Raw genomic sequence first — 12187 nt, forward strand, 5'->3', positions numbered from 1 at the left:
GGATGCCCGGCAACGAGATGCGTCGTCACCGTGCTGCCACAGGACCTCAAGAGATCCGCAGCGGCTTCCAGTCCGGCCAGCCGGGCCGGGGTGGTGTCGCCGACCTGCAGGATCTCGCCCTCGAGCCCCGACAGCAGCAGACTCTTGGCGACGCGCAACAGACCCTGGTGAGTGGTTTCACTGCCATCGTAGGCGACCAGAAAGCGCCGGGGCTCGATGAAATCGGTAGCGCAGACCAGGATGGGCTTGTGCAGCATCCGCACCACCGTTTCCAGCTGGCTGCCGATGCCACGACTGCCGGAGTGCTCACCGCGCTTGCCGATCACCAGCACGCCCAGCTCGGCCTCCAGTTCGCGTAGGGTATCCGCCAGATAGTCATGGCGCTGAAGCGTCGTCGGCGCCGTCGCCACACCCCGCTCGTGCAAACGCTGCAGGGCCCCGGCCAGCAGCGCCTCGCCGTCGGCCCGCGCCAGGCGGGCACGCTGCTCGTCCAACCGGGCCAGCGCTTCGAGCAGGTGCTCGCGCGAGCCGAGGCCGATGGCGCCGCTGGTGTCAGGTGAGATCGGATAGAGGCTGCGTTCCAAGACGTGCAGCAGGGTGATGGGCAGCGCCAGGCGGTGGGCCAGCCAGGCGCTGTGGTCGCAGACACTGCCCACCAGGGGCGAGCCGTCGATACAGGCGATGATCTTGCTCATGGGTGTCTCTCCTCAATGGCCCAGCAGTTCGCTGCCGGCCCCCGGCTTGTCGTGGATGCCGAAGCGATCGACCAGGGTCGCGCTGGCCTGGTCGAGGTCGAGCACCTGCACGGTCACGCCTTCCCGGCGATACCTGAGCACGACCTTGTCCAGGGCGGCGACGGCGGTGATGTCCCAGAACTGGGCCGCCTTGAGGTCGATGCGCACCTCGTCGAGCACCTCCTTGAAATCGAAGGCGGCGAGGAAGGCCGCGGTGGACGAGAAGAACACCTGGCCCTGTACCTCGTAGCGGCGTACGCCGGGCGCCTCCAGGCGGGACGTGATGGTCAGCTGATGCCCCACCTTGTTGGCAAAGAACAGCGAGGCCAGCAAGACCCCGACCAGCACGCCGAGCGCCAGGTTGTGGGTAGCGACCACGACCACCACGGTAGCCACCATCACCAGGTTGGTGGAGAGTGGATGGCGCCGCAGATTGCGAATCGAATCCCAGCTGAAGGTGCCGATGGACACCATGATCATCACCGCGACCAGGGCCGCCATGGGGATGCGCGCGAGCCAGTCGCCTAGGAACACCACCATCAGCAGCAGGAAGACGCCTGCACAGAGGGTGGACAGCCGCGTGCGGCCACCGGACTTCATGTTGATCACCGACTGGCCGATCATGGCGCAGCCTGCCATGCCACCCAGCAGGCCGGCGGCGATGTTGGCGATCCCCTGCCCCTTGCACTCGCGATTCTTGTCGCTGGGCGTGTCGGTGATGTCATCGACGATGGTGGCTGTCATCAGCGACTCCAGCAGGCCGACCACGGCCAGCGCCAGCGAATAGGGCAGGATGATCAGCAGGGTGTCGAGGGTCAGGGGCACCTGCGGCCAGAGCAGTACCGGCAGGGTATCGGGCAACTGCCCCATGTCGCCCACCGTACGGATATCCAGGCCCAAGGCCAGGGAGACGGCGGTCAGCACCAGGATGCAGACCAGCGGCGACGGCAGCATCCGGCCCACCACCGGCAACAAGGGGAACAGATAGATGATGCCCAACCCGGCGGCGGTCATGGCGTAGACCTCCCAGCCGACATGGGTCAGCTCGGGCAACTGGGCGAGAAAGATCAGGATCGCCAGGGCGTTGACGAAACCCGTCACCACGGAGCGGGACACGAAGCGCATCAGTGCGCCCAGGCGCAGATAGCCGGCGGCGATCTGCAGCACCCCGGTCAACAGGGTGGCGGCCAGCAGGTACTGCAGGCCGTGTTCCTTGACCAGAGTCACCATCAGCAGCGCCATGGCGCCCGTGGCCGCCGAGATCATCCCCGGCCTACCGCCGACGAAGGCGATCACCACGGCGATGCAGAAGGAGGCGTAGAGCCCTACCTTGGGATCGAGCCCGGCGATGATGGAAAAGGCGATGGCTTCCGGGATGAGCGCCAGGGCGACCACCAGGCCGGACAGCACATCGTTCTTCACATTGGAGAACCAATGCGTCTTGAGGGTATGCAACATAGATAACTCGCACCTGTGCCTGACCCGTCGAGCAGGTGGCAAACGCCGGATCAGGCGTGGATTTCAGGGTGGCAGCCGCCACGTCGCGGGCGCGACAAGACGACAGAAGTCCTTGCAGCAGGGCAAGGACGAGGAAGGCGCGAGCTATGGGGGACTGGCTTCGCAGTACGATTGCAGTAGGTGCATATCGCAATACTAGCCGATCTGCAGTGAGTACTGCACCTGCGTCGGGACCAGCGGCCCGGTACAAATGAAGCCACTGCCCACGCAGCAAGCGCTACGGCATCCTACGTGCCGCAACGGAAAACGATGTATTTGAGGAATACCGGCAAACGTCAATCGCATTGGGGAGCGGATAGACGGCAGTGATCGCACGCGGAAGATGTGCTATCAAAATGCGATCGTTCTCAACATGCAGGGATAGCAGCTATGGATCGAGTGATCGCTCAGATTTCGCAGACAATCGACTGGGAATACCTCATAGCGCTGGAGAATAGCCTGACCGCACGCGGCCTCATCGACATGAAAGTTCGAGCCGAGCTTGATCGGCACGCACATAATCTGGCCCGACGCTATCTAATCAAAAAAGCGCGGTTGAAAGGTGACCCTTTTTCCACTGCTGAGGAAGAAATTCTAGATGTGCTTGCCACTACTGTGGTGACTCTTCGGCGCACACGGCAGCTTCCGCATGCCATCGTTAAATGTCTTCGCGCTGACGGCTTGATCGGCGCTGTCCAGCGGACCCTTTGCTATAGGCCGGGCATGCTACCCCGCTCAGACCTCGAACAGGACGGCGTGCCCCGTACTGCACTCGAGGCGATTGTGAATCGCCATCCAATTGATTTTGATGCCGATATAGTCGCAGCTTCCAGCTTGAGTGCAGGTCAGCCGAATGAAGATCCTTTTCAAGCTGTGAGTTGGGCTGGTCAACTGTCCGAGCACAGGACAGTTAATGGCACACCGTATCCTAGAAATGAGTGCGCGAGCTTCGCATAAAACTTGAGGGTGTGTCTGGATTTTGCCGGCTTGAAGTTGTTAGGAATTGCGCTTTCGGCTTAATAGAGAAAGCATTGGGTCTCGCCATTTGGGATGAGTTATCTTGCCAGAAAGTAAGTGTGCGTAAGCTTCAAGTTCTTTCGCAACTACGTGGTTTTTCCATTCTCGTTCAAATTTGGCTTCGGCTAAGATACTTTTTATAGATTCCGAGATCGCTTGTTCCTCATCGGAAGAGCGACAAGGGGCAATCCAATCCACTTCATCGTACTTTGGATCAAATTTGGCTGAAAATATCAGATTTCCCCAATGATCACGGATTGATATTCGGATCGCGTGCATTTCATACTGCGAAATTCTAATGACGCCCTTTTTTCTTTCAAGGCGCTGCGGACGCAATTAGTGATCCAAGGGAATTCGCAAAAAAAAGAAAAGTGCCCTAGATTAATGCTTTCAATCTGCCAGTTTGGATATGGCTCAAAGTCAGTCGAAAAGGTCTCTAATATACCTGAAGCGCAGACAGTGAATTGTCCTTGTGAGCCGAAAGAGTTTGTCATTGCGGCTAGGTCAAAACTTAGATTTTCCCAGTCGAACCTAATACCTTTGTCCTGATCCATATCTATAAATGCCTATCGCCATAGCAACATGGTTGGGATTTATAGGTAGCTATAGATTATGTGCGTAGTTAAGGCAACCGGTTACTCTGAAATTTAAAGGGAGTAGGGCTGGTGTTGGAGACAAGCAGCATCTTAGAGCGGTGGCAAAATTGTTTCTTTTTGTTGCAGATTCAGTTGCCAAAGAGCGTCTGGTAGCCTAGTCTAAGCATCTAAAATCTGTCGATGATATTGTGAGGGAATACTATGCGGGCTGCCTATTGCTCTCGCTTTTTACGATACATCAAGGGTTATTTTCCAGAAGAGTTCCAAGTAGAAGTAGAGATTGCTCAAGATCCTGACGATAGGCTGCTAATAAAAATAGTTACGCCGGAAGGGTTGCCAGCGTCTTATGAAACGACAGTGGCTCAGGCGCTGGATGTCATGGCAATGGGCAGTGTTGCTGCATTACTCAAGGCGCGCGTACAGTAGGCCCAATATCGGATATTTAGGCAGGCATGCTCAACCCCTAGCCTCGATTCAAGTGTAACAATGGCGGCCGGCTGGTGGCATTTGAACCAGCAATTGGCGTAGGTGAGTAGCGCGAATGGAACGTGACAGTATGGGACTTGGGAAAGCCGTAGCCGCCGAAACACTTTATATGCCGATATGTGTCCGCGGCGTGAATCAGTGGGGTAGCCATCGGTAAGTATCCGCAAGGTGTATCGCTTCTGTTGGAGAGTAAGGCCTCCACGCCGCTTTGAATCATCATGGGCTGCGACCGGACTGTAATCGCGACGAGAATGGCGAGCAATCACCTACTAGCGAATCAGGGGGACGCATCATCCGGCCGGCAGTCTGCCATGGATCTAGCAGATACCTCATTTTAATTAGTAGACGATATATAATTTTTCGTCATCGAGCCTTCAAAGCGACTTCAAGGAATCCGATAGACAAAGCAAGGATTCCGATTCAGGCGGCGCTCCAGTACGGGTTGGAGCTTCTCCAGTCGTGTGCCTGCCAGCAGCTCGTGGTCCTGTCTGGCAAGTATCAGCCAGGCTCCAGCCGGAAGTGCATCCAGCTGCGCTTTCTGCTCGCGCGCAATGAAGATCGGCTGCTCGTCGTGATCCAGGTTCATCATGTAGCGAATCGCCCAGCTGTCTTGGCCAATGCCGAAGAACACCAGCGGCCCCGGTTGATGGGCGCGCAACCCTTCGACCTGGGTTACGAAGCCTCTGGTGTCGTATTCCACGTCCTGGATGGGTTCAACTACCGCAATCAGCATGAGCCATTGGGCCGCAAAGGCGACTCCGCTCAGGCTCAGCAGGCGCCGCACACTGACGGTAGTACGCCACTTCACGAAGGCCACAAGCTGCAGGCCAACGAAGAAGAGGATCAGACCCGCCAACGAAACGTCTGGCCAATAACCTTGCTTTTGCCAGAGATGATGGCCAACCAGCACAACCACGAGCACAAGCCCGGGTAGCACGCCCACCAGGGTGCGATAGGCCATCTCCATCCAGCGCAGCCGCGCTGCCGCCTGAATCAGCGCAAATGCGGCAATGGCGGCGAGGAAGGGCACCATGGGCACTACGTAGTAGGCCCGTTTGAAGTTGGGGATGGACAAGCCGATCAGAACGATCAGGCCACACCCGGCCAGCCACAGGAGCTGGCGGCGTTCGGGTTTGTCTGGGCTGAACAGCAATTCCCGGCGCCAGGCCAAGAGGGTCAGTAGCGCCAGCGGCATTACTGGCACATAGCGATACAGGCCCAGCTGCAGATAGAACCAGAAGGGTTGCCCGCTCTCGTCCAGGCGCCCCTTGACCTGCATCTGCCAGACCTCAGCAGCGAAGGCCTCGCCGCCTTCCAGGCGGGCCAGTTGCATCAGCGTCCACCAGCATGCGGCCAGCAGGATGAGCCCGGCTACGCCATAGCCAATCAGATTGCGTAATGCAGCCGATCTGCGGTGCGCATCGCACCAGGCAATCACTAGCCAGTACACGGTCACGATGGCGCAGGGCTCTACCAGGCCTAGGGGGCCACGGATGGCGAAGCCTAGGACAAAGAGCGGAAAGACGAGCAGGCGCAGCGTGGGGCTGTTATCGCGATCGGCGCGGTGGAGCAGGTAGAAGCACGTCATCATCACGAGCGCCACCATCTGATCCAGGCAGACAGCACGCGCCTTTTCCAGCCACTGAGGAGTCAGCACGACCAGCAGCACGGTGAGCAGGGCCCAGGCCCGACTACGGTCGGCGAGAGCCCGGTAGGTAATGGCCAGAACACCGGCAGAGGCCAGGGCCGTGGGCAATACGTTGGCGAGTTGATTGGGTGCACCTATGACTCGCGCGGCCAGCCAGCTCAGCCAGGTCGCCGTGCCAGGATAATCGGGATAGGGCTGGCCGTAGGTCGTGGCGAAGAACGATGGGCCATGGCGAAACATTTCTTTCAGAAACAGCGCCCATCGATAATCAAAGCCTTGCGGCGCTTGATCCCAGATCCCTAGGGTGAAGAGTGCGACTGCTGCGATGAAGACCAGCAGGCATTCGACCCTGATTTTAGCTTTGGAGCGTGTCATCGACGGCGCGTCGATGGATATTTGCAGAGTTTTCATTGGTGCGAAGCCCAGTTAGGGAAGCCGATAGACCAAGCAGGGATTGCCATTCAGACGGCGTTCCAACACGGGCTGGAGCTTTTCCAGAGCGGTGCCGGCAAGTAATTCCCGATCTTGCCGTGCGAGCACGATCCATGAACCAGCCGGCAGGGTATCCAGTAGAGGGCCCTGATCGCGCCCTACGAAGATCGGCTGCTCGTCGTGATCGAGGTTCATGATGTAGCGGATAGCCCAGGTGTCTTGGCCAAGTCCAAAGAACACGAGGGGCCCCGGCTGCTGTTCGCGCAAGCTTTCTACCTGAGTAACAAAGCCTCGCGTCTCGTATTCCAGATCCTGGGCGGGTTCAATTACAGCTACCAACATTACCCAGAGCGCCGTGAAGGCGAGGGCGCTTAGGGTCAATAGGCGCTTGGTACCGTACTGGCTGCGCCATTTCATGAAGCTCACAAGCTGAAGGCCGGCGAAGAGAATAATCAGGCCCGATAGGGATACGTTTGGCCAGTAGCCGTGTTTTTGCCAGAGGTGGCGGCAAACAAACAGCGCTACGATCGCCAGCGCGGGTAGCAGGCCCACGAGCGTGCGATAGGTAATTTCCATGCGACGCAGACGTGCTTCTGCTTGTATCAGCGCGAAGGCGGCGATTGCGGCCAGGAAGGGCACCATCGGTACGACGTAGTAAGCGCGTTTGAAATGTGGAACGGACAAGCCGAGCAAGATAATCAGCCCACATCCCGCAAGCCACAGGAGCTGACGGCGGTCGGCAGTGTCGGGGCTAAAAAGGAATTCCCGGCACCAGGCGAAGAGGGTCAGTAATGCCAGCGGCATCACCGGCAGATAGCGGTACAGGCCAAGCTGCAGGTAATACCAGAACGGCTTGCCGCTCTCGTCGAGACGTCCTGTGACCTGCATCTGCCAGACCTCGGCCGCAAAGGTGTCACCGCCTTCCAGGCGCGCGAGCTGCATCAGTGTCCACCAGCACGCGGCTAGCAGGATGAGTCCAGCTAGGCCATAACCGATCAGGCCGCGGAGAGCTGCCGGTCTGCGTTGCGGATCACACCAAGCAGTTACCAGCCAGTACACGCTCACGATGGCGCAGGGCTCGATCAGTCCCAAAGGCCCGCGGATGGCGAAACCCAGTACGAAAAGCGGAAAAACAAGCAAGCGCAGCGCGGGGTGGTTATCACGATCAGCGCGGTAGAACAGGTAGAAACACGCCAGTACCACGAGGGCGATCATTTGATCCAGGCAGACGGCACGCGCCTTTTCTAGCCACTGAGGGGTCAGCACTACCAGCAGCACGGTGAGCAGGGCCCAGGCCCGGCTGCGGTCGGCGAGAATCCGGTAGGTAATGGCCAGAACACCGGCAGAGGCCAAGGCCGTAGGCAGTACGTTGGCGAGTTGATTGGGTGCACCTATGACTCGCGCGGCCAGCCAGCTCAGCCAGGTCGCCGTGCCAGGGTAATCGGGATATGGCTGGCCATAGGTGGTGGCGAAGAATGAAGGCCCGTGGCGGAACATCTCGTTGAGGAATACTGCCCACCGGCCATCAAAGCCTTGAGGGGCTTGATTCCAGATGCCGAGGGTAAAGAGCACCGTCGCTGCTACAAAGACGAGCAGACTCTCGACGCCTAGCTTGCCCTGAGACTCATGACGCAACGGCATGTCGATGGATAACTGCAGAGGTTTCATCAAAAACACTATCCAAAGGAAATTCAGTGTCAGGCGGCGAGGGACTTACCGCGGCCAATGGCGAAGTACTCGAATCCGCGCTTGGCCATCCGCTCGGGGTCGTAGAGATTCCGGCCGTCAAAGATCAGGGGTTGCTTGAGCTGCTCATAAAGCAGGTCGAAATCGGGTGCCTTGAACTGCTGCCACTCGGTGCAGATGATCAGGGCGTCGGCTCCAGCGAGCGTAGCTTCGGGCGTGCCCATGAGGGCGAGGCGGTCGGCATGACCATATAGGCGTTGCGCCTCGGCCATGGCCACGGGGTCGAAGGCGCGTATGCGAGCACCGGCAGCCCATAAGGCCTCCATCAATACGCGACTCGGCGCGTCGCGCATGTCGTCCGTGTTCGGTTTGAACGCCAAGCCCCAGAGTGCAAAGGTGCGCCCCTGCAGTTCCCCGTTGAAGTATCCGTGGATACGTCTGAAAAGCTTCGATTTCTGTCTGGCGTTGATCGCCTCGACCGCGTGCAGCAGATCCAGGGAGAGTCCCTGTTCTTCGCCGGTTCGGATCAACGCCTGCAAATCCTTCGGAAAGCAGGAGCCGCCATAGCCGCAGCCGGGGTAAATGAAGTGACTGCCGATGCGCGGATCAGCGCCGATCGCGAGACGCACAGCCTCGATGTCGGCACCTACACGCTCGGCCACCTCGGCGATCTGGTTGATGAAGCTGATCTTGGTGGCTAGCAGGCTGTTGGCGGCGTATTTGGAGAGCTCTGCACTGCGAATATCCATGAACTGGATACGATCATGGTTGCGGTTGAAGGGCGCATAGAGTTCGCGCATCAGCTCGCGCGCCTCGGGTGACTCGGTGCCGACCACGATACGATCCGGTCGCTTGCAATCCGTGATGGCCGCGCCTTCCTTAAGAAACTCCGGATTCGAGACCACCTCGACGTGCAGCGTCCGACCTTCCTCCACCAGGACTTCATCGATGATGGCGCGTACCCGATCACCGGTACCGACGGGGACAGTCGATTTATTGACCACCAGCAGGGGATCACTGCCGCGATGCTCCAGACGCAAGCGGGCGATGGTTTCGGCCACGGCGAACACCGCGGTGAGATCGGCAGAACCATCGGCAGCCGGTGGGGTACCCACCGCGATAAATTGAACGCTGCCGTGTGCAACCGCTGTTGCCGCATCATGGGTGAATTCCAAACGACCGTCGGCGAGGTTGTTGCGTACCAGTTCTTCGAGACCAGGCTCGTACAGTGTGATTTCTCCGCGCTTGAGCCGGTCGATTTTGGCCTGGTCAATGTCCATGCACACAACCTGATGGCCGACTTCTGCGAGGACGGCGGCCTGCACCAGGCCAACATAGCCGATGCCGAATACGCTGATGTTCATAGGGTATTCCTGATAGGGGAGGAGACAGGGGCGCGATCGCTGCCAACCAGCGCAACGCCAACCACGATCAGCGCGATGCCCAGTAGCGGGCGCGCGGACGTGAACTCGGCAGCACCTGGCAACCAGAGGGCGCCGAGATGAACCAATACGTAGGAAAGACTCAAGGCGGCGTAGGCCCGGCCCAGCGGTATCTTCGCCAGGGCGATCAGCCAGGCCAGCATCGACAGGCCATAGCAGCCCACGCCAATGGCTAGTTGCACACCCGCCGCGCTGAGTAGCGCCCCGGGATCGGTTGGCCAGTTCGACACGGCAGGTAATTGCACCAGGGCATAGCGCATGAGCAACTGCGCCGCGGCAGTCAGCCCGATACTGGCGAAGAGGGCAGCCAGGCTGTTCATGCCTGCCCACCCAGGAGCGCTGCGCCCAGGACGATGCATAGGCAGCCCCACCAGGCTCTGCGACCGATCCGCTCGTTGAACGCCACACGCGCCAGGAGCGTGACGGCCAGGATATTGAGCGACAGCAACGGATAGGCGATGCCGACCGGGACGCGTTGCAGCACCGCGAACCAGATCAGCAAGGCGGTTCCCATGCAGGCCAGCGCTAGCCATAGCCATTTCGAGCTTATGAAAGCGGCAAATCCTGATCCTGCAGTTGCGGCCTTTTTCTGCCCGAATTGACTGGCGCTGGTGAGCAGGATGACGGCTACGATCAACGTCACTTCAGTGGTCGTCACCGCGCTGTCCTCGGGTAGACCAGCAGGACGAGACGCTCGTTGACGATCTTGTCCGAAGTGGCCGGTAGACTCGCGAGCAGCCGGTCGTCACTGTCGCCACTCATCCGCAGCAGCACCGCGATGGAGCCTTCGCGACGATGCTCCTCGATCCAGTTCGGGAGTTCGCCGTCATCTAGCAGACGACCACTGTCGGGCCGGCGATCGAAACCATACTTCAGCTCTCCTGGGCCACCGACGATCACGACGTCCGAGCGGCGAGTTGCCCAGGCCACGCTGGCCGCTACGCCAAGGTCATTACTGACCAGCAGATGGGCCGGTTGCAGCTTGCGTAGCTGATCCTGAACGAAGACGCTGGGCAGCTTGTTGTAGACCAGGCCCTTGGGCAGGGCGACGGTGAGCAGCGGCAGTACCAGCCAGATCGCTAGGGCCGGGGCCAGCGCCGTCTGTCTAGGCCAAAGCAGAGCTCCCAGACCAGCCAGGACGAAGCCAATGGGTGCCAGTAGTGCCAGCGCCCATGCCAGGTTATCGGCGCCGCCATAGATTCGGTCGTCGAACACCATTAGAGCGCCGAATCCCAGGACGCCCAGTAGCAGGTTGAAGATTCCGTTGAGGCGCAGTGCTCGCCATTGGCCGGCCTGATAGGCGTCGAAAAGCACACGCGCCAGCAGGGGTACCAGTGCCGCCATGGCTGGAAGAAGGTACGTGGGTAGCTTGCCGCGGCTGAGGCTGAAGAAGATCAGCTGACTGATGAAGGTGATCCCTAGGAAGGCAGTCCCCGTATGGCTGCGCTGCTGCCAGAGGTTGCCCAGGGCGCGAGGGAGCAGGCCCGTCCAAGGCAGGATGGCGACCAGCAGAATCGGCCCGTAGAACCAGAAAGGTCGCTCGTGCTGGGCGTCATCGCTGGCAAACCGCTGGATGTGCTCGTGCCAGAAGAAGAAATTCCAGTAGTCGCCATCGCGCTGGGCTATCCAGAGTGCCCAGGGCGAAACGACCAGCGCCGCCACGATGACGGCCAGGGGGCCACGGTAGATCAGTTCCAGCAGTCGGCGTTGCCAGATGAAAAAGGGCAGGGCGATCAGTACAGGTAGTACCAGGGCGAGAAAGCCCTTGGTCAGTAGACCACAGCCGCAGGCCAGGCCCAGCAATGCCCAATTGCGCAGGGCCACGCCAAGGGTAGTAGCGGCTTGGGCCTGCCAGAGGGCTAGCAGCGAAAGCGTCGTCCAGAAGGCGAACTGGGCGTCCAGAGTCACATAGGTGGCCGACGCCGCTATGGCGAGGCACGACAGATAGAGCACACCGGCGAGTAGCGCCAGTTGCCGATCACCCCAGATCAGACGCGTCAGGCGGACAACTAAAGCTGCTGTGGCGAAGCCGGCTAGCAAGGGTACAAGCCGTACGCTGAGCAGCGAGTCGCCCAGCAAGGCTTGAGCTATCGCCTGCGTCCAATAACCACCGATGGGTTTCTCGAAATAGGGCAGACCCAGGAAATGGGGTACTACCCAATCGCCGCTTCGCCACAGCTCTTGGCCGATTTGGGCGTAACGCGATTCATCTGGAATCCAAAGACCGCGCCAGTTCAAGGGGAGCACGTACGCTAGTAGCGCCACGGGCAGTAAGAACAGCAGACGCACTCGACTCATTGTTGCACTCCTAACCATCCCTGGCGTCCCGCAAGACTGCCGCGGACAACTTTCCCCTCTGGAAGCCTGTGTGGATCCTCGGGCAGGCGATCGCCCATGGGTACGAAATGGATTTCCTGCTCGCGCGCCGCCTTGAGCAGTGCGCGGAAGTCGTCGGCGAAGGCGATGCCTTCCACCTCAGCGTGCAGGGTGTAGACGTTGAGCGCCCCCGGCCGGAAGCGCTTGAGCAGATAGCTGTTCCAGTCGGCAGCAGGAAGGTCGGGGCCGACCACCTCATCGAAGGTCGGCATGTCTACCGGGATCTGAGGAGTGCCCAAAGCTCCACTTTCCAACCGAGGAACGAAGAGGCTT

11 protein-coding genes and 1 pseudogene are annotated in these 12187 nt (G+C 59.6%); 2 read left to right on the forward strand and 10 right to left on the reverse strand.

Annotation, left to right across the window (positions count from 1 at the left end):
* Both OXS31_RS23010 and OXS31_RS23015 read right to left on the reverse strand, forming a co-directional pair.
* Positions 1 to 695 (reverse strand): universal stress protein (locus OXS31_RS23010; protein ID WP_267402292.1); only part of this gene is annotated, 695 nt, incomplete at its 3' end.
* Positions 696 to 707: 12 nt separating this feature from the next.
* Entirely contained in the window at positions 708 to 2192 is a 1485-nt protein-coding gene (locus OXS31_RS23015; RefSeq protein WP_058792418.1) for a SulP family inorganic anion transporter, read from the reverse strand.
* Positions 2193 to 2621: 429 nt separating this feature from the next.
* Between OXS31_RS23015 and OXS31_RS23020 the strand changes: the two genes are divergently transcribed.
* The gene (locus tag OXS31_RS23020) at positions 2622 to 3188 is read left to right on the forward strand and encodes a hypothetical protein (RefSeq protein ID WP_267402294.1); all 567 of its coding nucleotides are present in this window, start codon (positions 2622 to 2624) and stop codon (positions 3186 to 3188) included.
* Between the two features lie 39 nt (positions 3189 to 3227).
* Here the strand turns inward: OXS31_RS23020 and OXS31_RS23025 are convergent, their stop codons facing one another.
* Complete coding sequence (locus OXS31_RS23025; RefSeq protein ID WP_267402295.1) at positions 3228 to 3584, reverse strand: hypothetical protein; 357 nt, start codon at positions 3582 to 3584, stop codon at positions 3228 to 3230.
* 461 nt (positions 3585 to 4045) lie between these two features.
* Here OXS31_RS23025 and OXS31_RS23030 point away from each other — a divergent pair, with 461 nt between their 5' ends.
* A complete protein-coding gene (locus tag OXS31_RS23030; protein WP_267402296.1) occupies positions 4046 to 4270 on the forward strand; it encodes a hypothetical protein in 225 nt (74 codons plus the stop codon).
* 445 nt (positions 4271 to 4715) lie between these two features.
* On the opposite strand, the gene OXS31_RS23035 is transcribed toward OXS31_RS23030, so the two are convergent.
* The 7 genes and pseudogenes from OXS31_RS23035 to OXS31_RS23065 form a co-directional block, all read right to left on the reverse strand.
* Complete coding sequence (locus OXS31_RS23035) at positions 4716 to 6353, reverse strand: glycosyltransferase family 39 protein (protein WP_267402304.1); 1638 nt, start codon at positions 6351 to 6353, stop codon at positions 4716 to 4718.
* Positions 6354 to 6404: 51 nt separating this feature from the next.
* Positions 6405 to 8051 carry a glycosyltransferase family 39 protein gene (locus tag OXS31_RS23040; RefSeq protein WP_267402306.1) on the reverse strand — a complete coding sequence of 549 codons (1647 nt, stop codon included), beginning with the start codon at positions 8049 to 8051 and terminating at the stop codon, positions 6405 to 6407.
* Between the two features lie 56 nt (positions 8052 to 8107).
* The gene (locus tag OXS31_RS23045; RefSeq protein ID WP_267402297.1) at positions 8108 to 9460 is read right to left on the reverse strand and encodes a UDP-glucose/GDP-mannose dehydrogenase family protein; all 1353 of its coding nucleotides are present in this window, start codon (positions 9458 to 9460) and stop codon (positions 8108 to 8110) included.
* Entirely contained in the window at positions 9457 to 9858 is a 402-nt protein-coding gene (locus OXS31_RS23050) for a hypothetical protein (protein ID WP_267402298.1), read from the reverse strand. Before OXS31_RS23050 ends, OXS31_RS23045 begins: the two co-directional genes overlap by 4 nt.
* Positions 9855 to 10196: an EamA family transporter gene (locus tag OXS31_RS23055; RefSeq protein ID WP_267402300.1), complete on the reverse strand. Its 342-nt coding sequence runs from the start codon at positions 10194 to 10196 to the stop codon at positions 9855 to 9857. The genes OXS31_RS23050 and OXS31_RS23055 overlap by 4 nt, the downstream gene beginning before the upstream one ends.
* Positions 10193 to 11836: a phospholipid carrier-dependent glycosyltransferase gene (locus OXS31_RS23060; protein WP_267402302.1), complete on the reverse strand. Its 1644-nt coding sequence runs from the start codon at positions 11834 to 11836 to the stop codon at positions 10193 to 10195. Before OXS31_RS23060 ends, OXS31_RS23055 begins: the two co-directional genes overlap by 4 nt.
* Positions 11833 to 12187, reverse strand: a pseudogene (locus OXS31_RS23065) (4-deoxy-4-formamido-L-arabinose-phosphoundecaprenol deformylase); the annotation flags it as partial. The pseudogene OXS31_RS23065 and the gene OXS31_RS23060, both read right to left, overlap by 4 nt.

It is taken from the genome of Pseudomonas sp. GM_Psu_1 (assembly GCF_026544185.1).
GTDB classification, from domain to species: Bacteria; Pseudomonadota; Gammaproteobacteria; order Pseudomonadales; family Pseudomonadaceae; genus Chryseomonas; species Chryseomonas oryzihabitans.

What these genes read in the sequence shown, in the direction of transcription:
- OXS31_RS23015 (WP_058792418.1), bottom strand. Translation starts at nt 2,192, where the DNA reads ATGTTGCATACCCTCAAGACGCATTGGTTCTCCAATGTGAAGAACGAT.
- OXS31_RS23035 (WP_267402304.1), bottom strand. Translation starts at nt 6,353, where the DNA reads ATGACACGCTCCAAAGCTAAAATCAGGGTCGAATGCCTGCTGGTCTTC.
- OXS31_RS23045 (WP_267402297.1), bottom strand. Translation starts at nt 9,460, where the DNA reads ATGAACATCAGCGTATTCGGCATCGGCTATGTTGGCCTGGTGCAGGCC.
- OXS31_RS23040 (WP_267402306.1), bottom strand. Translation starts at nt 8,051, where the DNA reads ATGCCGTTGCGTCATGAGTCTCAGGGCAAGCTAGGCGTCGAGAGTCTG.
- OXS31_RS23020 (WP_267402294.1), top strand. Translation starts at nt 2,622, where the DNA reads ATGGATCGAGTGATCGCTCAGATTTCGCAGACAATCGACTGGGAATAC.
- OXS31_RS23060 (WP_267402302.1), bottom strand. Translation starts at nt 11,836, where the DNA reads ATGAGTCGAGTGCGTCTGCTGTTCTTACTGCCCGTGGCGCTACTAGCG.
- OXS31_RS23050 (WP_267402298.1), bottom strand. Translation starts at nt 9,858, where the DNA reads ATGAACAGCCTGGCTGCCCTCTTCGCCAGTATCGGGCTGACTGCCGCG.
- OXS31_RS23030 (WP_267402296.1), top strand. Translation starts at nt 4,046, where the DNA reads ATGCGGGCTGCCTATTGCTCTCGCTTTTTACGATACATCAAGGGTTAT.